General features: G+C 67.1%; 24 protein-coding genes and 1 pseudogene. 14 read left to right on the top strand and 11 right to left on the bottom strand.

Annotated elements, in window-relative coordinates; genetic code table 11:
• The first annotated feature begins 53 nt into the window (after nucleotides 1-53).
• The 9 genes and pseudogenes from QE363_RS04685 to alr all read left to right on the top strand — a co-directional run bounded on the left by QE363_RS04685 (nucleotide 54) and on the right by alr (nucleotide 8,003).
• Nucleotides 54-1,559, top strand: coding sequence for a CoA-acylating methylmalonate-semialdehyde dehydrogenase (locus QE363_RS04685; RefSeq protein ID WP_309692457.1), 1,506 nt, complete (start codon nucleotides 54-56; stop codon nucleotides 1,557-1,559).
• A gap of 137 nt (nucleotides 1,560-1,696) precedes the next feature.
• Complete coding sequence (locus QE363_RS04690) at nucleotides 1,697-2,854, top strand: acyl-CoA dehydrogenase family protein (RefSeq protein WP_309692459.1); 1,158 nt, start codon at nucleotides 1,697-1,699, stop codon at nucleotides 2,852-2,854.
• Nucleotides 2,855-2,971: 117 nt separating this feature from the next.
• The gene (locus QE363_RS04695; RefSeq protein ID WP_309692461.1) at nucleotides 2,972-4,021 is read left to right on the top strand and encodes an enoyl-CoA hydratase/isomerase family protein; all 1,050 of its coding nucleotides are present in this window, start codon (nucleotides 2,972-2,974) and stop codon (nucleotides 4,019-4,021) included.
• Between the two features lie 13 nt (nucleotides 4,022-4,034).
• Nucleotides 4,035-4,811: an enoyl-CoA hydratase gene (locus QE363_RS04700; RefSeq protein WP_309692464.1), complete on the top strand. Its 777-nt coding sequence runs from the start codon at nucleotides 4,035-4,037 to the stop codon at nucleotides 4,809-4,811.
• A gap of 65 nt (nucleotides 4,812-4,876) precedes the next feature.
• Entirely contained in the window at nucleotides 4,877-5,752 is an 876-nt protein-coding gene (gene mmsB / locus QE363_RS04705) for a 3-hydroxyisobutyrate dehydrogenase (protein WP_309692466.1), read from the top strand.
• 279 nt (nucleotides 5,753-6,031) lie between these two features.
• Nucleotides 6,032-6,103: pseudogene (locus QE363_RS19690) on the top strand (hypothetical protein); the annotation flags it as partial.
• Between the two features lie 63 nt (nucleotides 6,104-6,166).
• A complete protein-coding gene (locus tag QE363_RS04710; protein WP_309692468.1) occupies nucleotides 6,167-6,382 on the top strand; it encodes a hypothetical protein in 216 nt (71 codons plus the stop codon).
• Between the two features lie 35 nt (nucleotides 6,383-6,417).
• Complete coding sequence (locus tag QE363_RS04715; RefSeq protein WP_309692472.1) at nucleotides 6,418-6,738, top strand: hypothetical protein; 321 nt, start codon at nucleotides 6,418-6,420, stop codon at nucleotides 6,736-6,738.
• 236 nt (nucleotides 6,739-6,974) lie between these two features.
• Entirely contained in the window at nucleotides 6,975-8,003 is a 1,029-nt protein-coding gene (gene alr, locus QE363_RS04720; RefSeq protein WP_309692474.1) for an alanine racemase, read from the top strand.
• Nucleotides 8,004-8,054: 51 nt separating this feature from the next.
• On the opposite strand, the gene QE363_RS04725 is transcribed toward alr, so the two are convergent.
• From QE363_RS04725 to QE363_RS04735, 3 genes are all read right to left on the bottom strand, one after another.
• A complete protein-coding gene (locus tag QE363_RS04725; protein ID WP_309692481.1) occupies nucleotides 8,055-11,240 on the bottom strand; it encodes a TonB-dependent receptor domain-containing protein in 3,186 nt (1,061 codons plus the stop codon).
• Nucleotides 11,241-11,426: 186 nt separating this feature from the next.
• Nucleotides 11,427-12,599: an acetyl-CoA C-acetyltransferase gene (locus QE363_RS04730; RefSeq protein WP_309692483.1), complete on the bottom strand. Its 1,173-nt coding sequence runs from the start codon at nucleotides 12,597-12,599 to the stop codon at nucleotides 11,427-11,429.
• A gap of 23 nt (nucleotides 12,600-12,622) precedes the next feature.
• Nucleotides 12,623-13,669 carry an alpha/beta fold hydrolase gene (locus tag QE363_RS04735; RefSeq protein WP_309692487.1) on the bottom strand — a complete coding sequence of 349 codons (1,047 nt, stop codon included), beginning with the start codon at nucleotides 13,667-13,669 and terminating at the stop codon, nucleotides 12,623-12,625.
• 39 nt (nucleotides 13,670-13,708) lie between these two features.
• On the opposite strand from QE363_RS04735, the gene phaR reads away from it, so the two are divergent.
• The 3 genes from phaR (at nucleotide 13,709) to hslU (ending at nucleotide 16,453) form a co-directional block, all read left to right on the top strand.
• Nucleotides 13,709-14,272 (top strand): polyhydroxyalkanoate synthesis repressor PhaR, encoded by a 564-nt coding sequence (phaR, locus tag QE363_RS04740; RefSeq protein ID WP_307102732.1) that lies wholly within the window; start codon nucleotides 13,709-13,711, stop codon nucleotides 14,270-14,272.
• Nucleotides 14,273-14,599: 327 nt separating this feature from the next.
• Nucleotides 14,600-15,142 carry an ATP-dependent protease subunit HslV gene (gene hslV / locus QE363_RS04745; protein WP_309692491.1) on the top strand — a complete coding sequence of 181 codons (543 nt, stop codon included), beginning with the start codon at nucleotides 14,600-14,602 and terminating at the stop codon, nucleotides 15,140-15,142.
• Between the two features lie 12 nt (nucleotides 15,143-15,154).
• Entirely contained in the window at nucleotides 15,155-16,453 is a 1,299-nt protein-coding gene (hslU, locus tag QE363_RS04750; RefSeq protein WP_307102735.1) for an ATP-dependent protease ATPase subunit HslU, read from the top strand.
• A gap of 167 nt (nucleotides 16,454-16,620) precedes the next feature.
• On the opposite strand, the gene QE363_RS04755 is transcribed toward hslU, so the two are convergent.
• The 8 genes from QE363_RS04755 to murC all read right to left on the bottom strand — a co-directional run bounded on the left by QE363_RS04755 (nucleotide 16,621) and on the right by murC (nucleotide 22,027).
• Nucleotides 16,621-16,986: a DUF6491 family protein gene (locus tag QE363_RS04755; RefSeq protein ID WP_309692493.1), complete on the bottom strand. Its 366-nt coding sequence runs from the start codon at nucleotides 16,984-16,986 to the stop codon at nucleotides 16,621-16,623.
• Nucleotides 16,986-17,414, bottom strand: coding sequence for a hypothetical protein (locus tag QE363_RS04760; protein ID WP_309692495.1), 429 nt, complete (start codon nucleotides 17,412-17,414; stop codon nucleotides 16,986-16,988). The genes QE363_RS04755 and QE363_RS04760 overlap by 1 nt, the downstream gene beginning before the upstream one ends.
• A 37-nt stretch (nucleotides 17,415-17,451) precedes the next feature.
• Nucleotides 17,452-18,168, bottom strand: coding sequence for a hydroxyacylglutathione hydrolase (gene gloB, locus QE363_RS04765; RefSeq protein ID WP_309692497.1), 717 nt, complete (start codon nucleotides 18,166-18,168; stop codon nucleotides 17,452-17,454).
• A gap of 10 nt (nucleotides 18,169-18,178) precedes the next feature.
• Entirely contained in the window at nucleotides 18,179-18,595 is a 417-nt protein-coding gene (locus QE363_RS04770) for a VOC family protein (RefSeq protein ID WP_307102745.1), read from the bottom strand.
• 121 nt (nucleotides 18,596-18,716) lie between these two features.
• A complete protein-coding gene (locus QE363_RS04775) occupies nucleotides 18,717-19,487 on the bottom strand; it encodes a tetratricopeptide repeat protein (RefSeq protein WP_309692501.1) in 771 nt (256 codons plus the stop codon).
• On the bottom strand, nucleotides 19,484-20,215 hold the full coding sequence (locus QE363_RS04780; protein WP_309692503.1) for an alpha/beta hydrolase: 732 nt from the start codon (nucleotides 20,213-20,215) through the stop codon (nucleotides 19,484-19,486). The genes QE363_RS04775 and QE363_RS04780 overlap by 4 nt, the downstream gene beginning before the upstream one ends.
• 86 nt (nucleotides 20,216-20,301) lie before the next feature.
• Nucleotides 20,302-20,556, bottom strand: coding sequence for a DUF6356 family protein (locus QE363_RS04785; RefSeq protein WP_309692504.1), 255 nt, complete (start codon nucleotides 20,554-20,556; stop codon nucleotides 20,302-20,304).
• A gap of 79 nt (nucleotides 20,557-20,635) precedes the next feature.
• The gene (gene murC / locus QE363_RS04790; protein WP_309692505.1) at nucleotides 20,636-22,027 is read right to left on the bottom strand and encodes a glutamate ligase domain-containing protein; all 1,392 of its coding nucleotides are present in this window, start codon (nucleotides 22,025-22,027) and stop codon (nucleotides 20,636-20,638) included.
• Between the two features lie 73 nt (nucleotides 22,028-22,100).
• Between murC and QE363_RS04795 the strand changes: the two genes are divergently transcribed.
• Both QE363_RS04795 and QE363_RS04800 read left to right on the top strand, forming a co-directional pair.
• Nucleotides 22,101-22,916 (top strand): LD-carboxypeptidase, encoded by an 816-nt coding sequence (locus tag QE363_RS04795; protein WP_307102754.1) that lies wholly within the window; start codon nucleotides 22,101-22,103, stop codon nucleotides 22,914-22,916.
• 23 nt (nucleotides 22,917-22,939) lie between these two features.
• Nucleotides 22,940-23,698 (top strand): SIMPL domain-containing protein, encoded by a 759-nt coding sequence (locus QE363_RS04800; protein WP_309692507.1) that lies wholly within the window; start codon nucleotides 22,940-22,942, stop codon nucleotides 23,696-23,698.
• Nucleotides 23,699-23,790 lie beyond the last annotated feature (92 nt).

Consider the following 23,790-nt stretch of genomic DNA (forward strand, 5'->3'; position numbering starts at 1 on the left):
TAATATAATTACAAAGCCTAGAGTCGGGCAGCAGACCCGCGACAGGAGAGCATATGCGCGTGATCGACCATGTGGTCGCCGGTGGACAGACCGCGACCGACGCCGCTTCGACCCGTCAGGGTGATGTGTTCGACCCCAATAGCGGCCAGGTGCAGGCGCGCGTGCCGCTGGGCGATGCCGCGCTGCTCGACCGGGCGGTCGCCGCCGCGCAAAGGGCGCAACCCGCCTGGGCCGCGACCAATCCGCAGCGCCGGGCGCGCGTGATGTTCCGGTTCAAGGAACTGGTCGAGCAGAATATGGACGCGCTGGCGCATCTGCTCTCCTCCGAACATGGCAAGGTGATCGCCGATGCGAAAGGCGACATCCAGCGCGGGCTGGAGGTGATCGAGTTCGCCTGCGGCATCCCCCACGCGCTGAAGGGCGAATATACGCAAGGCGCCGGACCGGGCATCGACGTCTATTCGATGCGCATGCCGCTGGGCATAGGGGCGGGCATCACCCCGTTCAACTTTCCCGCGATGATCCCGATGTGGATGTTCGGCATCGCCATCGCCTGCGGCAACGCCTTCATCCTGAAACCGTCCGAGCGCGATCCCTCGGTCCCGGTCCGCCTGGCCGAGCTGATGCGCGAGGCGGGCGCGCCCGAGGGCATCCTGCAGGTCGTGCACGGCGACAAGGCGATGGTCGATGCGATCCTGGACCATCCCGCGATCGGCGCGGTCAGCTTCGTCGGCTCGTCCGACATCGCCCATTATGTCTATCGGCGCGGGGTCGAGGCGGGCAAGCGCGTCCAGGCGATGGGCGGGGCCAAGAACCATGGCATCGTCATGCCCGATGCCGATCTGGACCAGGTGGTCGCCGACCTGTCGGGCGCGGCCTTCGGCTCGGCGGGCGAGCGGTGCATGGCGCTGCCCGTCGTCGTGCCCGTGGGCGAGAAAACCGCGGATGCGCTGCGTGAAAAGCTGATCCCCGCGATCGATGCGTTGCGCGTCGGCGTCTCGACCGATGCGCAGGCGCATTACGGCCCGGTCGTCAACGCCGCGCACAAGCGCCGGGTCGAGGACTGGATCCAGACCGGCGTGGACGAGGGCGCGGAGTTGGTGGTCGACGGGCGCGGCTTCAAGCTGCAAGGCTATGAGGAGGGCTTCTTCATCGGCCCTTCGCTGTTCGACCGGGTGACGCCCGCCATGCAGAGCTATCGCGAGGAAATCTTCGGCCCCGTGCTCCAGATCGTCCGCGCGCCCGATTTCGAGACGGCGGTGCGCCTGCCGAGTGAGCATCAATATGGCAATGGCGTGGCGATCTTCACCCGCAACGGCCATGCCGCGCGCGAATTCGCCGCGCGTGTCGAGGTCGGCATGGTCGGCATCAACGTGCCGATCCCGGTGCCCGTGGCCTATCACAGCTTCGGCGGGTGGAAACGTTCGGCGTTCGGCGACGTGAACCAGCACGGCATGGAGGGCGTCCGCTTCTGGACCAAGGTGAAGACGGTGACGCAGCGCTGGCCCGATGGCTCGCCCGATGGCGGCAACGCCTTCGTGATTCCCACCATGGCCTAAAAGCACGCCCCTCCCGCAGGCGGGAGGGGATGGGGGAGGGAAAGGAGTCTCACAGAGACCATCGCCCGTGGCGTAGCCCCCTCCCCAAACCCCTCCCCCCTCCGGGAGGAGGGGCTTAACAGGACGAGACGAACCCGATGACCCAATTCGACCTGACCGACGAGCAGCGCGAAATCCAGGAACTGGCGCGCCGCTTCACCGCCGACCGCATCACCCCCTTCGCCGCCGAATGGGACGAGAAGCATGTCTTCCCGCGCGACACGATTCGCGAAGCCGCCGAACTGGGCTTCGCCGCGATCTATGTGTCCGAGGAATCGGGCGGCATCGCGCTCGGACGACTGGAGGCGGCGCTCATCATGGAGGCGATGGCCTATGGCTGTCCCTCCACCTCCGCCTTCATCTCGATCCACAATATGGCGTCGTGGATGATCGACCGCTTCGGCGATGCGGATGTGAAGGCGCGGTATCTGCCCGATCTCGTCACCATGGCGCGCATGGCCAGCTATTGCCTGACCGAGCCGGGTTCGGGCTCCGACGCGGCGGCGCTCAAGACCCGCGCGGTGCGCGATGGCGACCATTATGTCGTCTCGGGTTCCAAGCAATTCATCTCGGGCGGCGGCGAGAATGAGGTGTACGTCACCATGGTCCGCACCGGCCCAAATACTCCAGAGGGGGAGGGGCCGAAGGGTATTTCCTGCCTGGTGATCGACAAGGATACCCCCGGCGTGTCCTTCGGCGCGAACGAGCGCAAGCTGGGCTGGCATTCGCAGCCGACGCGGCAGGTGACGTTCGACAATGTCCGCGTGCCGGTCGCCAACCGGCTGGGCGCGGAGGGCGAGGGCTTCCGCATCGCGATGATGGGGCTGGACGGCGGGCGGCTGAACATCGGCGCCTGCTCGCTGGGGGGCGCGCAGCGCTGCCTGGACGAGGCGGTCGCTTACGTGAAGGACCGCCGCCAGTTCGGCAAGGCGATCGCCGAGTTCCAGAATACCCAGTTCACCCTGGCCGACATGGCGACCGAGCTGGAGGCGGCGCGCGCGCTGCTCTATCTCGCCGCCGCCAAGGTGACGGCGGGTGCGCCCGACAAGACCCGCTTCGCCGCCATGGCCAAAAGGCTGGCGACCGATACCGGATCGTCGGTGGTCGACCGGGCGCTGCAACTCCATGGCGGTTACGGCTATCTGATGGATTACCCGATCGAGCGCTTCTGGCGCGACCTGCGCGTGCATTCGATCCTGGAAGGGACCAACCAGGTGATGCGGATGATCGTTGGGCGGGAGTTGCTCAAAGACTAAGCTGTTCCCCGGCGAAGGCCGGGGTCCAGTTTCCAAGCAGCCGATGGCGCGCTTCATAGCTTGCCACAACTGGGCCCCGGCCTTCGCCGGGGAACGGGAAAGGATAGAGGGACCGGCATGACCCAGGATCTGATCGTCACCCGCGAAGGCCCGGTCGGGCGGCTGCGGCTCAACCGGCCCAAGGCGATCCACGCGCTGACCCGTGCGATGTGCGAGGGCGTGCTAGCCGCGCTGGAGGACTGGCGCGGCGATCTGTCGGTCGAGGCGGTCATCATCGACCATGCCGAGGGGCGCGGCTTCTGCGCGGGCGGCGACATACGGTTGCTGGCCGAGAGCGGTGCGGGCGACGGCGAGGCGGCACGGGGCTTCTTCCAGGCCGAATATCGGATGAACCACCGGCTGTTCACCTATGCCAAGCCGATCGTCGCCGTCATGGACGGCATCACCATGGGCGGCGGCGTCGGCATCTCCGCGCCCGCGCGCTTCCGGGTCGCGACCGAGAATACCCGGTTCGCCATGCCCGAGACGGGGATCGGCCTGTTCCCCGATGTCGGCGGCGGCTGGTATCTGTCGCGACTGCCGGGGCGGATGGGCGTGTTCCTGGCGCTGACCGGCCACCGGCTCGACGGGGCGGAGGCGCATGCGCTGGGCCTCGCCACCCATTATCTGCCATCGTCCGCGCTGGACGAGGCGAAGGCCGCGATCCTCTCGGCCCCGCAGGAGATCGCCGCGACGCTCGACCGGCTGGCCGCCCCCGTGCCCGAGGCCGGGATCATGGTCCATGCCGCCGATATCGACCGGCTGTTCGCCGCCGACACGCTGGAGGAGATCGTCGCCGCGCTGGCGGCAGATGGCGGCGAATGGGCCGCGCAGCAGCTGGCGATCTTGCGCACCAAATCGCCGCAAGCCTGCAAGGTGTCGCTGCGTTTGCTGCACGAGGGGGCGCGGACCACCGACTTCGCCGAGGAGATGCGCCGCGAATATGGCGTCGCCAGCCGCGTGGTGCAGCGGCCCGACTTTATCGAGGGCGTCCGCGCGCTGATCATCGACAAGGACAATGCGCCGCGCTGGAACCCCGCCACGCCCGAGGGCGTGACCGACACGATGATCGACCATATCTTCGCCCCCCTGCCCGAGGCCCAGGCCTGGACCCCCGAAGACCGCTGAAGAGGACGCCCGCATGACCGACTATACCACCCTGATCGTCGAGCGCCGCGAGGCGGTGACGCTGGTGACGCTGAACCGGCCCCAGGCGCTCAATGCGCTGAATGCCGAGCTGCTGGCCGAGTTGCTCGAGGTGATGCGCGCCTATGACGCCGATCCCGAACAGCGCTGCGCCGTCATCACCGGCAGTCCCAAGGCCTTCGCGGCGGGGGCGGACATCAAGGAGATGCAGGAGATGGACTTCGCCGCCATGTATGGCGGCGACCATTTCTCCGGCTGGGACGAATTCACCCGCATCCGCAAGCCGATCATCGCGGCGGTCGCGGGCTATGCGCTGGGCGGCGGGTGCGAGCTGGCGATGATGTGCGACTTCATCCTGGCCGCCGACACCGCCAGGTTCGGCCAGCCCGAGATCAAGCTGGGCGTGACGCCGGGCATGGGCGGATCGCAGCGGCTGGCGCATGCGGTCGGCAAGGCCAAGGCGATGGAGATGTGCCTGACCGGCCGGATGATGGACGCCGAGGAAGCCGAGCGCGCGGGCCTGGTCGCGCGTATCGTCCCCGCCGCCGATCTGGTCGAGGACGCGCTGAAGACCGCGGCGACCATCGCCGGCATGGCCCCGATCGCGGTCCGCGCCAACAAGGAGATGGTCAACGCCGCCTTCGACATGGGGCTGGCGCAGGGCGTGCAGTTTGAACGCCGCCTGTTCCACGGCCTGTTCGGCTCGGCCGACCAGAAGGAAGGCATGGCGGCATTCGTGGAGAAGCGCAGCCCCAACTGGACCAACCGCTGATGTGACTCACGCCCCTCCCGCAGGCGGGAGGGGCTTAAAAGAAGAAGATTATAGGAGAGAGCATCATGGCGCGGATCGCGTTTATCGGCCTGGGCAATATGGGCGGCGGCATGGCCGCCAATCTGGCGAAGGCGGGGCATGACGTCCGCGCCTTCGACCTGTCGGCGGACGCGCTGGCGGCGGCGCGGGCGGCGGGCTGCCTGCCGGTCGACAGCGCGGTCGCGGCGATGGAGGGCGTCGAGGCGGTGGTGACGATGCTGCCCGCCGGAACCCATGTCGAGCGCGTTTATGCCGACGCCGTCTTCACCGCCGCGCCGCCCTCCGCGATCCTGATCGACTGCTCGACCATCGACGTCGCCACCGCGCGACGCGTGGCGGAGGCGGCGCGGGGCAAGGGCATGATGGCGGTCGATGCTCCCGTCTCGGGCGGGATCGCGGCGGCCAGGGCGGGCACGCTGACCTTCATGGTCGGCGGGTCCGACCAGGCCTTCGAGCGCGCCGAGCCCTTCCTGTCGGCGATGGGCCAGGCGGTGATCCATGCCGGGGGCAATGGCGCGGGGCAGGCGGCGAAGATCTGCAACAACATGCTGCTCGGCGCGACGATGATCGCGACTTGCGAGGCGTTCGTGCTGGCGGAAAGGCTGGGGCTGGAGCCGCAGACCTTCTACGACATCGCCTCGGTGTCGTCGGGGCAGAGCTGGTCGATGACCAAATATTGCCCGGTGCCCGGCGTCGGGCCGGAAACACCCGCCGATCACGACTATCAGGGCGGCTTCGCGGCGGCGCTGATGCTCAAGGACCTGAAGCTGGCGATGGAAGCGGCACGCGACGCGGGCGCGACCACGCCGATGGGCGAGCGCGCGGCCGAGCTTTACGCCGCGTTCGTCGGCGAGGGGCAGCCGCCGGTCGACTTCTCCGGCATCATCCGCACGCTGCGCTAGGGCCGATCGCCATTCCTTCCCTCGCCTCTCGCAGAGGGGAGAGGGTTGCGCAGACTTGGTCTTTGCGTAGCAAAGGCTTAGTCGGAGCTGGGTGAGGGGTGGGCGCTCGCGAAGCGAGCGCGCGAGCCTTTGGGCTCGCTCGACCCCTCACCCAAGCTGCGCTAGCCAGCAGGCTGGCAAGCTTCGCTAACCCTCTCCCCTGTCCAGGGGAGGGGACTGTTTACACCGGCCGCATTGTGGCTTCTTGTCTGTTCCTGTGATTTGAGACGGGGGGATGGAATGCGTTGCCCAAGGTGTGATGGGACTGACCTGATCAAGCGGGGCCGGAAGGCGGGGCATCAACGCTATGTGTGCCGGGCGTGCGGTCGATACTGCACCGACAGCCAACCCCGGTTCAGTGCTGAGACCAAGGCGATGGCGATCGAGATGTACATGAACAGCATGGGCATCCGGGCGATCGGCCGGGTGCTGGGAGCATCACCGGCCGCGGTTCTCAAGTGGATCCGCAAGGAACATGCAGCGCTGCAGCAGAAACTGGCATATGCCGCTCCGGTCGACACCGGGGAGCCCGATGTCATCGAGATGGACGAGATCTACACCTACATCCAAAAAAACGGCAGCGAGCGGTAATCTGGAAGGCGTACAGCCGTCGGCATCGACGCGTCGTGGCCTATCATGTGGGCGATAACGGCGTCAGAAGTGCGACTGCCATCTACGCGCTGGCCAAGGCCGCCGTCGGTCAGATCAGCGCCATCTTCACCGACGCCAACTCCTGCTACCACCTCGCCTTCCAGCGGATCGGCGCTCCCGAACCCCACCAGCAGACCAAGGCGCAGACGCATCTGATCGAAGCGTCCAACGCCTCGTTCCGCGACATGCTGGCCCGCTTCAACCGCCGAACCAAGCGCGCCTCCAAGACCCAAAACATGCTCGAGATCACCCTCGACATATTCCTCGTCAGAAAACGCCTGCAGAGTCCGGGGTGAACACTCCCCCAGGGGAGAGGGGAAGAAGGAGGAATCCTGAATCTCGACCCAGCCTGGAAAAACCACCGTTCAGCCTGAGCGAAGTCGAAGGCCAAGGGAATCGCTATTCCACAGGAGCCACCTGAGGAAAGCGCATTGCATCGCCTTCGCCCGTGTAAGGCCGGTCGGGGCGCTACATGCGAAAAACCCATCGCGCCTTTTCCCTCCCGCCAATGCGGCCTAAAGCCCGCAGCGTGATGGAAATACCCGCCCCCCTTCGCCTGCGTATCGATCGCGATGCGCTTGTCTCCAACTGGCAGGCCATGGACCGGATGAGCGGGACGGCGGCGTGCGGCGCGGCGGTCAAGGCCAATGGCTATGGCCTGGGGGCGACGCTGGTGGCGCAGACGCTGGCCGGGGCGGGATGCCGCGACTTCTTCGTCGCGAACTGGGCCGAGGCGCTGGCGCTCGCCCCGCTGGGCCTCACCCTATCGGTCCTGCACGGCCTGCGCGCCGAGGACATGGCTGCGGCCATGGCGGGATTCGCGCGTCCGGTGCTCAGCACCCCCGAACAGGTGGCGCGGTGGCGCGAGGGCGGCGGCGGCGCGTGCGACGTTATGGTCGACACCGGGATCAACCGACTGGGCGTGTCTGTGCAGGCGGTGGCCGACGGCCTGCTCGACGGGCTGGCGATCGAGACGCTGATCAGTCACCTCGCCTGCGCCGATGAGGATGTGCCGATGAACGCGCGTCAGCAGGCGGCCTTTGCCGGGTTGAAGGGGCGGACGCACGCACGCCGGATGAGCTTGGCCAATTCGGCGGGTATCGGGCTGGGCGCCGACTATCATTTCGACCTGACCCGGCCGGGGCTGGCGCTCTATGGCGGTATTCCGCGTCCCGACATGGCCGGACCGTTGCGGCAGGTCGCCCGGCCCGAGGCGCAGATCCTGCAGCGTCGCCTGGTCCCCGCAGGCGAGACGGTCGGCTACAACGCCACCTGGACCGCCCCCGCCGATACCGAGGTCGCGATCCTGAACCTGGGCTATGCCGACGGTTATCGCCGCGCGCTGTCGGGCCTGGGGGCGGCACGCGCGGACGACGTGGTCCTGCCGGTGCTCGGCCGGGTGTCGATGGATCTGGTCGCGGTCGACGTGACCGCCAGGCCCGATCTGGCCGAGGGCGACTGGCTGGCGATGGACTATGATCTGGCCGCCGCATCCGCCGCATCGGGCGTGTCGCAATATGAACTGCTGACCGGGTTGGGACAGCGTTTCGGGCGGGGATGAAAAAAAGGGCCCTCCCGAAGGAGAGCCCCGATCAGTTCCGATCCCGACGGATCAGAAGTTGGCCTTGAACCCGGCATAGAAGAACCGGCCGATATTGTCGTACGGATCGCCCGATGCGACGCCCAGCAGGTCATAGGGCGGCTTCTTGTCGGTGACATTGTCGACGCCGACATAGAAGCGGAAGCGCTCGGTCGCGTTGAAGCCGACCTGGATCGCGTGGTAGAACGCCTCGGGATACCAGACCACCGGGAACGCGTCCGGGTTGCGCGCCGGACGGCCGTCATAGCTGTTCTGCGTTTCATACTCGGCGGCAACGGTCGACTTGCCTTCATACCGCAGGCGATACTGGATATCGAAGGTCTCGAAGTTCAGGTTGCCGACGAACTGACCGCGCCATGCGGAAAAGCCCAGCTCGCCCTTGTACCGGTCGCGGAAGGTCGGATCGCCTACATCGGTATAACCGTTGTTCTGCGCCATGTAGCTGGCGAGAAGGCGCAGGGTCAGCGTACCCGTGTCGCTGATCTTGGTGCGATACGACGCATCGATGTCGATGCCCGAGGTTTCCAGCTTGGCGTAGTTGAAGCCCTGCGAGAAGAAGGACGGCCCCGTGGTCGGGAACGACACCGTCGCACCGCCATGGATGACGTTCTGCTGGCCCGCGAAGGTGCCGTTCGGATTGCGGAACACCGCCGCGCAGAACGGATTGTTGATGCCGCTCGGATTGTCGTAGCACTGGTTGATGATTGTCTGCGCCGGCAGCGAGAAGATCGCGTCCTTGATCGTGATGTTGTAATAATCGACGGTCAGCGAGAAACCGCGAATGGCCTGCGGCTGGATCACCGTGCCGATGGTGAAGCTGCGGCTCTTCTCGGCCTGGAGCGCCGAATTGCCACGGTTGAAGCCGTAGATGCTCGACGCCGCATTGTTGGTGAAGGGCTCGGTCGTGCCGTTGAAGGTCTGGGTAGTCGGCACGCCCGCCGCGGCGCAGTTGCGGACGCGATTGGGGTTGTTGTTGATGTTGTTCTGGCTGCAGGGATCCGACGGCTGGGCGAAGGTCTGCGAGCTGGCGGCGTACAGTTCGCTCAGCGACGGGGCACGGACCGAGCGCGCATAGCCGCCACGGAAGGTGATGTCGCGGATCGGCGACCAGATCGCGTTGACGTTGTACGTCCACGGCGTGCCCGCATTGCCGACATTGTAATGCGACACGCGTGCCGCGCCGGTCAGGGTCAGTTCGTGGAAGAACGGACGGTCGGCCAGCAGCGGCACGCTGATCTCGCCGAACGCTTCCTTGATGTCATACGCCGGCGGCGCGAAGGTCGGGATCGAGTTCAGGAACGTCGCGCCGCTGGCGGTCAGATCGTCATACTTCGAATAGGCCGTCTCGCGACGATATTCGCCGCCCAGCGAGAAGGTGACATCGCCGCCCGGCAGGCGGAACAGCGTGCCGTTGACGAAACCGACCAGGTCGAACTGCTCGGCCTTCTGCTTGCGCGTCGAGGTGATCGAGAAATAGTTCAGCGCCGCCTGGCTGACCTGACCCGAACCGAACAGATTGACGGGCACGCAGGCCGCGTCGTCATTGGCGGTCGAGGCATCGGCATTGATCCCGCAGACGATCTGACCGGCGGCGTTGCGCACCGCGTTGATCGAGTTCAGATACTTCTGCGTTACATAGTTGCCGTTGGTCTTGTAGAAGGTGTCGAGGCGGCCGTAGTTGGCCGACACTTCATAGTGCCATCCCTCGGCGAAATCGCCCTCGACACCGCCGACGATGCGGAAGGTCTCGCGCCTGTGAACCTCGCCGCGACCACCGAAGTCGACGTTGAAACGTTGCGCTGTGAAGGTCGTCGCCCCCGGTGCGAGCGCCGAGACGAGCGTCGCGCGGGCCTGGCTGCTCAGGAACGGGTTGTTGATGCTGAACGTGTTGTTCGCGAAGGTCGGCTGACCTTCCTGCAACGCGTCGATGCGGACATATTTGGCCTCGACGAACGGCTTGAACGCGTCCGAGACGTCGAAATGGGCCAGAATGTTGCCCGAGAAGCGTTCCAGCTTGGGCTGGAGCATGCCGTTCAGGCGCAGGGTCGAACCCTGGCCGCCCACGCAGTTGCCCGAGCCGAAGGGGCGCAGGTCGGTGACGCAGTTGTTGGCGGTCAGCGTACCATCGGGATTGAAGACGAAGGTGCGGCCATATTGGCTGAGCGTGTTCGAGCTGCCGATATTGGCCAGGCCCGAACAGGCGACCCCGCGCCGGGCCGCGAAGGCTGCGGCGGACTCGCCGGTGGCGGCGACCGTCGGGCAGCTGGCGGTGAACAGGCCGCCTTCCGAGATGGTGTTGTTACGGACGTTGCGCAGGAAGGCCGTATCGGGAATGCCGTCGCCCAGCGACGATTCCGGCGTCGTGCGGATCGGACCGCCATTGGGATTCAGTTGCGGGCCGGTGTTCTGCACCGCGTTGAACTGGCTGCGGCCCGAATAGGCGCCGGTGATATCGTCGCGGTCCGTGTAATAGACGACATCCGAGAACGAGTATTCGGCGGCGGCGGCGATATTGCCACGGCCTTCGGCGAAATTCTTGCCGACGGTCAGCGCCCCGAAATAGGATCCGCGCGTGCCGTGGCTGGACACGCCGCTCTGGCCGGTGGCGCGAATGCCCTCGAAATTGCGCTTCAGCACGAAGTTGACGACGCCCGCCATCGCGTCCGAACCATAGACGGCCGAGCTGCCGCCCGTGACGACGTCGACGCGTTCCAGCAGTTCGGTGGGGATCGTGTTCGTGTCGATCACGAAGCTGCCCGGCTGCGCGGTCACATGGCGACGGCCATTGACCACGACCAGCGTGCGGCTGGTGCCCAGACCACGAAGGTCGAGCAGGTTCAGGCCGGCGGTGCCGATGAAGCGGGTCGAGTTGGCCTGGCTGTAGGTCGAGCGCAGCGCCGGCAGCTGGTTGAGCGAATCGCCGATGTTGAGGTTGCCGGTCGAGGTCAGCAGCTCGGCGGTGACCGAGGTGACCGGGGTCGGCGAATCCAGGTTCGGCCGCGCCAGACGCGAGCCGGTGACGATGACGTCACCCTTGGCCTGTTCGTCGCGCTCGGTGACGTTGGGATCGGTGGCCGCCCCTTCTTGCGGCTGCGTCGCGGTGGTTTCGGACGTCGCGGTCTGTGCCAACGCGGCGACCGGCAACAGAACCAGGGTGCTGGCCAGCGCAGAGGCTCCCAGCAGGGTACGCATTGTCATTCTTTACCCCCATTATGACGGATCGTTCATGTCCGTTCATCCAAGGGAAAGAAATTTCCGCCGCGAAAACAAGCGCCTCTAAAATCGCAAATGAAAATTGTGTAACCGATGTTGCAGGGATGTGACAGGTTCGACACATCCCTGCAATATAACCGTTAATCGCGAAATTTTCGCATAGAAGCGTGTTTACCGCTCAACACACATGGCGATGCCCATGCCGCCGCCGATGCACAAAGTGGCGAGGCCCTTTTTGGCGTCGCGCTTCTGCATTTCGTAGATCAGGGTCGTGAGCACCCGCGCGCCGCTGGCGCCGATCGGATGGCCCAGCGCGATCGCGCCGCCGTTGACGTTGACCTTGTCGGGGTCGAAACCCAGCTCCTTGCCGACCGACAGCGCCTGTGCGGCAAAGGCTTCGTTGGCCTCGATCAGATCGAGGTCGCCGACGCTCCAGCCCGCCTTTTCCAGTGCGCGCCGGGTGGCGGGGACGGGGCCGATGCCCATGACCGACGGGTCGACGCCCGCAGAGGCCCAGCTCTTGATCGTCGCAAGCACCGGCGTGCCGCGCTTCTCGGCCTCCTCGCGGCTCATCAGGACGAGCGCGGCGGCGCCGTCGTTCAGGCCCGAGGCGTTGGCGGCGGTGACGGTGCCGTCCTTCTTGAAGGCGGGGCGGACGCCCGAGACGCTCTCGATGGTGGCACCCGCGCGGATATATTCGTCGTCGGCGACCACCGTCTCGCCCTTGCGGGTCTTGATGGTGACGGGGGCGATCTCGTCCTTGAACCGGCCTTCGCCGCGCGCCTTTTCAGCGAGGTTCTGCGAGCGGACCGCGAAACGGTCCTGATCGTCGCGCGTCACCTGATATTGCTCGGCAAGGTTTTCGGCGGTGATGCCCATGTGATAGCCCGCAAAGGCATCGGTCAGGCCGTCATGGACCATGGTGTCGACCATGGTCAGCGGACCCATCTTGGTGCCGCCGCGCATCGTCTGGGCATGGGGCGAGAGCGACATGGATTCCTGGCCACCCGCCACGACGATGGTCGCATCGCCATTGGCGATCGCCTGAAGCCCCAGCGCGACCGCGCGGAGGCCCGAGCCGCAGACCTGGTTCACGCCGTAAGCCGGGACTTCCTTGGGGATGCCCGCCGCCATCGACGCCTGGCGCGCGGGGTTCTGCCCCTGCGCGGCGGTCAGCACCTGGCCGAGGATGACCTCGGACACATCCTCGCCCTTGATGCCCGCCTGTTCGAGCGCGGCGGTGATCGCCACCCGGCCCAGTTCATGCGCGGGCGTGGCGGCGAAGGCGCCCAGGAAGCTGCCCACGGGGGTACGCTTGGCGGCGGTGATGACGATCTCGGTCATGAAGGCTCCTCTCTACTTACACACTATCTAGGGGCAGGCAGGCCCGCGATCCAGTCGGCCAGCGGTTGCCAAAGCTGTTGTTCCGCACGACCGCCGACGACCATGCCGACATGGCCCGTGCCACCCGCTCGCCGGTCGGACAGTCCGATGGCTGTGGCGGCGGGAACGATCCGGTCGGCGGTGGCGACGAACTCGACGCTAGGCGCGTCGCATTGCGACGGTGTGACGATCCCGCCGCCGACGCGCCATCGTCCCTGACCGGGACGATCCTCGGCGATCAGCCGCTCGAACAGTTCCAGGCCGAAGCCATGGGGCAGGGGGGCGCCCTGGTTGGCCCAGTCCTCCAGCCGGATGAAGCGGCGTGCGGCGTCGCTGCGCGGATCGAGATCGGCGAAGGCGGCATATTTGGCGATGGTCCGCGCCGGGTCGAGCCGCCAGAATCCCGCCTGCAACGCCTCCATGGGAACGACGCCGAGCGCCTCGGAGGTCGGCTTGATCGCAGCCCATTGCGCGGCCATCGCGGCGCGCGCCTCTTCGCCATAGCCGCTGAAATGCCACGGCGCGGCGATGGCGGCGATCCCGGCCACCCTGCTGCGCGCCGCCGCCGCCATGGCCAGCGTGCCGCCCAGGCAATAGCCGACCAGCACTGGCGGTTCGGGGAATGTCGCGATCAGCGGCAGCAGGAAACGCTCGACATGCCCCGCCACGTCGATGTCGCGATCCTTCGCGCCGGGCGTGCCCCAGTCGATCAGCCAGGGGTGGCAGCCCCGCTCGCGCAGCCAGCGGATTAGCGAGCGGTCGCGGGACAGGTCCAGGATCGAGGCCGGGTTGATCAGCGAGGGGACGAACAGCACGGGCCGTCCTTCCCCTCCGGCATCGCGCAACCGCACCCGTCCGCGCCGTCGCCGCACGGCCAGCGCGCGCATCGGCCGTTCGCGTTTCGCGGCCTGGAACCGCCGCAACCCCTCCATGGCGCGCGTCGCCAGATCGGGATTTTCCGCGGCCTCGCTGCGCAACATCGCCAGGAACAGCGGCAAGGGGCGCGGACCATGTTGCGATGCGAAATCCATGACGTTAGGCTAGGTCAAAATCATAGAAGGCGGGGGTCCATGAAGAAGCAGGCAGCGGACGGCGTCGTGATCGTCAAGAAATATGCGAACCGGCGGCTCTACAACACCGAAACCTCCTCCTACATCACGCTCGACCATCTGGCGGCGATGATCCGGGCGGGGCGCGACTTCAAGGTGGTCGACGCCAAGACCGACGAGGACATCACCCATAATGTCCTGACCCAGATCATCATGGAAGAGGAAAGCCGGGGCGAGACGATGCTGCCGGTCAATTTCCTGCGCCAGCTGATCTCGATGTACGGCGACTCGATGCAGGCGGTGGTGCCGGGCTATCTGGAGGCGTCGATGGACAGCTTCCGCCGCAACCAGGAACAGTTCAAGTCGGCGGTCGAGGGCGCGTTCGCGGGCACGCCCTTCGCCGACATGGCCAAGCGGAACCTGGCGATGTTCGAGGCGGCGACGCAGGGGTTCAAGCCCGGTGCGCCCGCCCCTGCACCCGCGCCCGCCCCGGCGGCTCCCGCAGCCGGCAGGGACGATGAAATGGCCGCGCTGAAGGCGGAACTGGCGGCGCTGAAGGACAAGATCGAGAAGCTGGGGGAGTAACCTTCTGAAACCCTGCGCCGTTCGGCCTGAGCGAAGTCGAAGGCCATGCTGAAACGGTGACCGCCGTGCATCTTTCTCTTCCTCCCCTGCAAGGGGAGGGACCAGCGGAGCTGGTGGAGGGGAGTCCCCGGTCGCGAGCGCGGCACCACCTCTCCAACCGGGACACCCCTCCGTCAGGCCTTCGGCCTGCCACCTCCCCTTGCAGGGGAGGAATGAAAAGATGGCCTTCGACTTCGCTTCGGCTGGACGGAGGTCGGGAAACTCCCTCCATTGAACCCGCGCCCACCCGCATCCATATCGCCGCGCATGAGCGGGAATGAACACGCCATGCCCACCTGGCATGGCACGACGATTTGCTCGGTGCGCCGTGGCGGCCGGGTGGTGGTGGCCGGGGACGGTCAGGTTTCGATGGGCCAGACGGTCATGAAGCCCAATGCGCGGAAAGTCCGGCGCCTGGGCGATGGCTCGGTCATCGGCGGCTTTGCGGGGGCGACGGCGGATGCCTTCACCCTGTTCGAGCGGCTGGAGGCCAAGCTGGAGCGGCATAACGGCCAGTTGCTGCGCGCGGCGGTCGAGCTGGCCAAGGACTGGCGGACCGACAAGTTCCTGCGCAACCTGGAGGCGATGATGATCGTCGCCGACAAGGACGTGACGCTGATCCTGACCGGCAATGGCGACGTGCTGGAGCCCGAGAACGGCGTCTGCGCGATCGGCTCGGGTGGCAATTACGCGCTGGCGGCTGCGCGTGCGCTCGTCGACTATGAACAGGATGCCGAGACGATCGCGCGCAAGGCGATGGCGATCGCCGCCGATGTCTGCGTCTACACCAACGACCGCGTCACGCTCGAAGCCATCGACGGCGCGCAGTAATTTAGGGTTCCCATGAACGACCAGTTGACCCCCAAGGCGATCGTCGCCGCGCTCGACGCGCATATCATCGGCCAGGCCGACGCCAAGCGCGCAGTCGCCGTCGCGATGCGCAACCGCTGGCGTCGCCAGCGGCTGGGCGCGGACCTGCGCGACGAGGTGACGCCCAAGAACATCCTGATGATCGGCCCGACCGGCTGCGGCAAGACCGAGATCAGCCGCCGTCTGGCCAAGCTGGCCGACGCGCCCTTCGTCAAGGTCGAGGCGACCAAGTTCACCGAGGTCGGCTATGTCGGCCGCGACGTCGAACAGATTGCGCGCGACCTGGTCGAGGAAGCGATCCGGCTGGAAAAGGAACGCCGCCGGGTCGCGGTGAAGGACAAGGCGGAAGAGGCGGCGATGAACCGCCTGCTCGACGCGCTGGTCGGCAAGGATTCGAGCCAGGCGACACGCGAGGCGTTCCGCCAGCGCTTCCGCGACGGCCATCTCGACCAGACCGAGATCGAGATCGAACTGGAACAGGCCCCGGCCATGCCGTTCGAGATTCCGGGCGCCGCGCCGCAGATGATCAACCTGTCCGAAATGATGGGCAAGGCGTTCGGCGGCGGCCAGCCGCTCAAGCGGCGCAAGCTGACCGTCGGCGCGGCCTGGACCAAGCTGGTCGAGGAAGAGGCGGACAAGCGGCTCGATCAGGACGAGGTCAGCCGCGCCGCGCTGGCGGACGCCGAGGCTAACGGGATCGTCTTCCTGGACGAGATCGACAAGATCGCGGTCAGCGACGTGCGCGGCGGCTCGGTCAGCCGCGAGGGCGTGCAGCGCGACCTGCTGCCGCTGATCGAGGGCACCACCGTCTCGACGAAGTACGGCCCGATGAAGACCGACCATATCCTGTTCATCGCGTCCGGCGCTTTCCATGTCGCCAAGCCGTCCGACCTGCTGCCCGAGCTTCAGGGGCGGTTGCCGATCCGGGTCGAGTTGAAGGCGCTGACCGAGGGAGATTTCGTCGCGATCCTGTCGGATACCAAGGCGTCGCTGCCTGCGCAGTACAAGGCGCTGATCGGCACCGAGGGGGTGGACATTTCCTTCACCGAGGACGGCATCGCCGCGATCGCGCGCATCGCCGCCGAGGTGAACGCGCAGGTCGAGAATATCGGCGCGCGGCGGTTGCAGACGGTGATGGAGAAGCTGCTCGAGGATATCAGCTTCGAGGCGGAGGATCGCCAGGGCACGGTGCTGACCGTCGATGCGGCCTATGTCGACCAGCAGCTGTCGGCGGTGGCGCGCAATACCGATCTCAGCCGGTTCGTCCTGTGAGTCCGAGGGGAGGGCTCGGTGAGACGCCGTGGCGCTCCCCCATCCCCTCCCGCTTGCGGGAGGGGAGCGGCAAGATCAGACGGTTGAATCTATCCGCTGACGACAGGATCGCCCCTCCCGCAACCGGGAGGGGATTGGGGGAGGGCAAGGCCCCCAGGCCACACCGCCTATTTCTTCACCCGGTCATAGGGCACGAACCCGTCGAACAGGCACCATTGCGACGGGATCGACATGCCCTGTTGCAGCACCCGGAACCGGTCGTTGCGACAGATCTGCGAGCCCCAGCGTTCGACGATCAGCGTATTGAACGGCTGGAGCCCCGGACATTGCCCGCGCACCTTGGCGCGCCACATGCGCTGGCCGCCGCCATTGATGACGATCGTGTCATTGTCATAGATGGACGGCCCCGACATGGCGGTGGTGGTATCGACACACTTGGCGGGCGGCCCCGCGACCCGGCCCGCAAAGGGATCGGACTTGGCCGCCACCAAGCTCAGCCCCAGCGCGACGAGCGGAAGGACGCGCCCGCGCATCACCGGGCCTTCCGATAGGGGGTGAATTCGCCGAAGCTGCAGCTGCCGGTGAAGAAGCCCGATGCGCGGTCGACGGTCTGCGCGATATCGCCCGAGCAGAGCTGGCCCGTGGTGGTGCGCGTGACGAAGATGTTGTTGCCCTGTCCGCCGACCCCGTCGCAGCCGCCCGAGGTCTGGCTGACATATTTCAGATTGGGCGACACGGTATAGACGATGGTCGGGCCATAGGAGCGGACCTGCTGCGTCCGATACTGGCTGATGCACTGGGTCGGCGATCCCGGCGTCAGGCCGCGCAACGCCTTGTCCAGATCGGCCTTCTCGGTTTCGGCCCGTTGTTCGATCCGCGCCTTTTCCGCCGGGGTCAGCGTACAGCCCGCCAACGCCACCGCCGGAACAAGCACCGAAAGCCATGTCGCGATACGCATCATTTCGTCTCCTTCGATCAGCGTCTCCCGTAGCTAGACGTTAACCTCTGAACGCATCCTTGGCTGCACGTCTCTCGGCCAATTCGTCGGCATCGACCGACCGCAGGAACGGATTGGTGGCGCGCTCCAGCGCGATGGTCGTCGGGACGGTGGGCTCGCCCTGTTCGCGCATCGCCTCGACAGCGGCCAGCCGGGCCGCGATCGCCGCATTGTCCGGCTCGACCGTGGCGGCGAAGCGCGCGTTCGACAGCGTATATTCGTGTCCGCAATAGACCCGCGTATCCTCGGGCAGCGCGGCGAAGCGGCGCATATTGGCGTGCATCTGCGCCGCCGTCCCCTCGAACAACCGGCCGCACCCCATCGCGAACAGCGTGTCGCCGGTGAAGATCACCCCGCGATCGGCCAGGTGGAAGGCGATATGCCCCGCCGTATGCCCCGGCACCGACCAGATGGTGGCCTGCGCATGGCCGACCGCGATCCCGTCGCCTTCCTCCAACAGCGTATCGAGCCCTGCGATCCGGTCCGCCTCCGCCGCCGGCCCCGCGATCGTCGCGCCCGCGGCGCGCAACGCGGCCGCGCCGCCGACATGGTCGGGATGCCAATGGGTCAGCCAGACCTGCCCGATCGTCCAGCCGCGCGCGGCGGCGGCGGCGGCCACCGGCCCGGCCTCGCCCGGATCGAGCGCCACGGTGTGCCCGGCATCGTGGATCAGCCAGGCATAATTGTCGGACAGGACGGGGACTCGGACGATTTCCATGAACGGCGTCTTACCAGCTTCCGACATTGGGCATCGAGGCCCAAGGTTCGGCCGGGGGCAGCGCACCGTCCTGCAACAGCTCGATCGAGATGCCGTCGGGCGTCTTGACGAAGGCCATATGCCCGTCGCGCGGCGGGCGGTTGATCGTGATCCCGGCGTCCATCAGCCGCTGGCAGGTGTCGTAGATATTGTCGACGCGGTAGGCGAGATGCCCGAAATTGCGACCGCCGCCATAGATTTCGGGGTCCCAATTATGGGTCAACTCGACCTCGGCGCGGCCTTCGTCCCCCGGCGCGGCCAGGAAGATCAGCGAGAAGCGGCCCCGCTCATTGTCGATCCGCCGCACCTGTTTCAGCCCCAGCAACTCGAAGAAGCGGATGCTGGCATCGGGATCGCTGACCCGGATCATGGTGTGAAGATAGCGCATCGTGTCTCCTGCCTGGGAATAGAGGGGCGGCGCACCGGTCGCGGGAGGCGATAGCCGCCTCGACCGGATCACCGTCCTACCCGCAACGAATCCGGTTCACCTTGACCTGCGATAAGGGGCGTCAGCGGCTCTGGAACTGGGCCAGGGCCTTGGCCGTCAGGCTGCGGATCGGGCTGTCGGCGGGGGCCAGCCGCGCGGCCTCGCTCCACGCCTTGCGCGCGCCCGCCTCGTCGCCGCTGGCGGCGGCGATATTGCCCGCCTCCAGCTGGACATTGGCATCGTCGGCGGAGCGGGCCAGCGCCTGGGCGATGTCCTTTCGCGCGCGCGGCAGGTCGTTCATCCGCCGGGCCAGCGTCGCCGACAACAGCCAGGCGAGCGGGTCGCCGGGCACGTTGGTCAGCGCGGCGTCCAGATCGACGCGCGCCGCCGCCATCTGGCCGTCGGCGACCAGCGCGCGGGCGCGGTCGAGCTGCACCTCGCCGCGCGCGAAGCCGGTCAGTTCGCCCGCCCCAAGCGCGGCGTCGAGCGCGGCGCGCGCCTTGACGGCATTGCCCGCCGCCAACTGGGCATTGCCCGCCTGCGCCCAGTAATTGGCGGCGCGAACGTCATGCGCCGTCTCGGCTGCGCGCGCCGCCTGTTCGAAGGCGCTGGCCGCCGCCACCCAGTTGCGTTCGGTCGCATAGGCGAGCCCCAGGCATTGCTGCGCGAAGAATCCGCCCCCGGCCAGCTGCCATCGCGCCGCCTCCGCATGCGCCGTCCCCGGATCGCGTTCGGCCAGGGTGACGCAGCGTTGATAGCGCGCCTCGCGCGGATCGGCGGGCAGGGCGGGCTTGGTCACTGCGGGAGCCCCGGTCTGAACCAGCGCGGCGAGCGCGATGGGGAGAAGGATCATAGACGGCTCAACACTTCTTCGACGCTCCGGATCAGCAGCGCGATGTCGGCCTCGCGCGACAGCCGATGATCGCCATCCTTGATGAGCAGTGTCTGCACATCGGCTGAACGGAACAGCCCGGCCAGATGCGCGGTGCGGTGCCACGGCACGTCGCTGTCCGCCATTCCCTGAAGCAGTCGGACGGGGCCATCGAACTCGATGGGGGCGAAGGTCAGCCGGTTCGCCTCGCCCGAAGACCAGAAGCGGCGGGTATAGAGGGTGGGCGCGGGGCCATAGGGGTTGGGCCGCTCCAGCCGCCCTTCCTGAAGGATCGCCATCTTCTCCTCGGGCGAGAAACCCCAGTCGGTGAAGTCGGGCGCGGGGGCGATGCCGACCAGCGCCTTGACCTGGGTCGGCCGGGCGCGCGCGGCCAGCAGCATCAGCCAGCCGCCCATCGACGATCCCACCAGCACGGCGGGGCCGGGCACCACCGTATCGAGCATCGCGATGACGTCGTCGCGCCAGTCCGCCAGCGCCTGATCCTCGAACGCCCCCTCCGACTCGCCGCAGCCGCCATAGTCGAAGCGTAGGAACGCCCGCCCGTTCGCCTTGGCCCATTGTTCGAGCGCCAGGGCCTTCGACCCCTGCATGTCCGAGGCATAGCCGGGCAGGAAGACGATCGCGGGCGCTTTGCCCGGCGTCCAGTGATGGGCGAGCCTGGGGCGCGGCGGGGCGGGGGTGTCGGTCATGCGCGGGATTTAGGGGATGGAGGAAACAATGGAAACCCATGGGCTTATCCTCCCCTCCGTTCGGCCCGAGCGGAGGGGAGGGGGCTTCAGATCACATATTCCACGCTTTTCATCTGCGCCTGGGCCGCCTGGACCTTGCGACGCTTGGCGACCATCTCGGCGTAGAGCCGCGCGATCGTGTCGCTGCCGGTCGTGGTGCACAGCCCCGGCACCACCGCATGGACCAGCGCGCCCAGGCCGCCGGCGATCATGATCCCCCCGAACCGCGCCGCGACGCCGAAATGCTGGACATAGCTCTCGCCGACGCTTTCGGGATGCTCGGTAAACAGGCGGCGGAACATGACAGGCGTTCTCCTATGGCCGTTTGCGCTGATCCTATCATGGCGGTGGGGATTGGCCAAATGACGAACGGGCGGCCCTTTACCGGCCCGCCAGCCGCTCCACCATGTCCTGCGCCAACAGGCTCAGCGTATCGTCGCGCGCGCCCATCACCACGATCCGGTCGCCCGGCCGTGCCTCCGCGACCAGCGTCTCGGCGGCGGCCGCCCGGTCGGCGATGTGGCGGGCATCGACCCCGCGTGCGCGCAGGTCGGCGACGATGTCGGCGCTCGTCACCTCGCGCGCGACGGTGCCGCCGAAATAGGCCGGGTCGGGCAGGACCAGCACATCGCCGGGCTTCATCCGCGCGGCGATGCTGTCGACCAACTCGCGGCGCATCACCTTCAGCGGGCCATAGCCATGCGGCTGGAACAGGACCAGCAACCGGCCGGGAAAGGCGTGGAGCGTGTCCAGGGTCGCGGCGATCTTGTCGGGGTTGTGGCCGAAATCGTCGATCACGGTCACGCCGCCCGCCTCGCCGACCTTCTCGAACCGGCGCTTGAGCCCGGTGAAGCGCTCGACCGCGCGGATCGCGTCGATCAGGGGCACCCCCGCCGCCACGCTCGCGCCGATCGCCGCCAGCGCGTTGGAGACATTGTGGCGCCCCGGCACCGACAGCCGGACATGATAGCCAGCCCCCCCCGTGATCAGGTCGAAGCCGATCGCAAAGGGTTCGGGCTTCAGCGCCTCGGCCACCAGATCGCCCGCCCCCTCGACCGCGAAGGTGGTGAGGTGGGGGATGTCGGCCAGCAGCGCCGCCGTCTCGGCATCGCCCGCATTGGCGACGACATGGCGCGCGCGCCGGGCAAAGCCGCCGAACAGGTCGCGCAATTCCTCCAGCGACTTGTGGTCCAGGCTGACATTGTTCAGCACCGCGATGGCCGGGTCGTAAAGGGCGATCGAGCCGTCGCTTTCGTCCACCTCGCTGACGAATGCTTCACCGCTGCCGACCAGCGCGCTGGCGAAGGGGCTGTCGGGCGAGACGAAATCCTTCATCACCGCGCCGTTCATCGCGGTCGGGTCGCGCCCCGTCTCGTGCAGGATGAAGGCGATCATGCCGGTGACGGTCGACTTGCCGCTGGTCCCCGCGACGCCGATGGGCAGCGCGCTGTCGTTGAACAGTCCCGCCAGCATCCGCGCCCGGGTGGCTCGCGCGCAGCCCAGCCGGTTGGCGGCGACGATGTCGGGCACCGTCTCTTCCACCGCCGCCGAGGCGATCACCAGCTGGTCGGCCGACACCACGCCCGATCCGTCCTGCGGGAACAGCGCGATGCCCGCCCGGCGCAGCGCGTCGAACTTGGCTGCGACCCGGCCCTGGTCGAGCCCCCGGTCGGAGCCCGAAACCGCCCAGCCGCGGGCGCGCAGGATCATGGCGAGCGGCATCATGCCCGATCCGCCGATGCCCACCAGAAAACAGGAATTGCCGTTGTCCATGGCGTCACGCTATCGGCGAGATGGCGGTGCAGGGCAATGCCCGGCCGGACGAGCGACTGGAGGGACGCAGGACATGAAGATCGGAATCCTCGCCCCGGCCAGCATCGGCAACCCCGCCGCCGAGGCGCCGGTCAGCGCCTTCGCCGCGATCGCCTATCCGGACGTCGACCTGATCTTCCACCCGCAATGCTATGAGCAGGACGGGCATTTCGCCGGGTCCGACGAACGCCGCGCCTCGGCCTTTTTGGAATTCGCCAACGATCCCGGCATCGACGCGATCTGGTTCCTGCGCGGCGGTTACGGATCGAACCGCATCCTGTCGCGGGTCATGCCCCATCTGAACGCGGCGGCGGGGCACAAGACCTATATCGGCTATTCCGATCTCGGCTTCGTGCTTGCCGCGCTCTATGCCCGGCGGATCGGGCGGCCGGTGCACGGCCCGATGGCGAGCGACATCAGGCGCCAGCATGGCGACGTGACGGTGGCACGCTCGCTCGGCTGGCTGACCGGCGGCGACCGGCAGGGGCTGGAGCCCGGCCTGGACGGACGCCCGGCGGCGGCGTTCAACCTGTCGATTCTTCACGCCCTGATCGGCACGCCCTGGCTTCCCGACCTGACCGACCATGTCCTCATCGTCGAGGAAGTGTCCGAGCATATGTATGCGATCGACCGGATGCTGTTCACCATGGCCAACGCCACCCAATTGAAGGGCGTGGCGGGTGTCCGGCTGGGCGCGGTCAGCAATGTGCAGGAGAATGAGCCGGAATGGGGCGAGACGCTGGAGTTCATGATCCAGCGCTGGTGCACCGAGATGGGTGTGCCCTATCTGGGGCGGGCACGGGTCGGGCACACCCAGGACAATCATCTGGTGCCGTTCGGAATCGTGTGACGCCATAAAAAGGGAGGTCTGACGTGAAGGCAACGACGGTCGGAATGCTGATGCTGCTATCGGCAAGTGGAGCCATCGCGCAGACGACGGAGCCGCCCCAGATCCGGGTCTCGGGCACCGGCACGGCCAAGACGTTGCCCGACCGCGCCACGGTCGGGTATCGCGTGCGGGGCGAGGGCACGACCTCGGACGAAGCGACCGCCAGGCTGCGCGACACTGCGAAAGCCATTCGCACCGGCGTCGAAGGATTGCTGCGCGGCGACATGGAGCTTCATTCGACCGATTTCGACATCGTGCCCGTCCGGTCGCGTGAATGCACGCAGAACAGCTATGGCCAGGCGCAGCTCTCGACGGGGCCCTGCGCGATACTGGGCTATGTCGCGACCATGCCGGTGTCGATCGATACGCCGCGCATCAAGGACGCGGGAACGCTTGTCGGCTTGATCGGGCGCCTGGGTGGCCTCGACGCCGGATTGCAGCGTTTCTGGCTGAAGGATGACCGGTTGGCGCGGCAACAGGCGATGCAAGCCGCGCTGGCCAGCGCCAAGGCACAGGCCCGGTTGATCGCCGAAAGCTCGGGCGCCAAACTCGGTGCGCTGCTGCGTGTTCAGGATGGGAGCTTTGCCGACACGACGATCATCGTGTCCGCGGCCCGCGCGGATCAGGCACCTCCACCGCCTCCTCCTCCGCCCCCCGCGCCCGAGGCCATCCGGGTCGATCTAGCCCCCATGCCGATTTCGACCAACGTCAATGTCATGGTGGCGTACGCTATCGATCAATGAGGCTGCGTTCGGTGGGTGATATGGATAGGATGTCACCCACCGTCCGGTTGCAATTGGATGGTCCCAGCCCTGATACGGATAATGATATGGAT

The sequence above is a fragment of the Sphingomonas sp. SORGH_AS_0870 genome (genome assembly GCF_031453175.1).
Taxonomy (GTDB): Bacteria; Pseudomonadota; Alphaproteobacteria; order Sphingomonadales; family Sphingomonadaceae; genus Sphingomonas.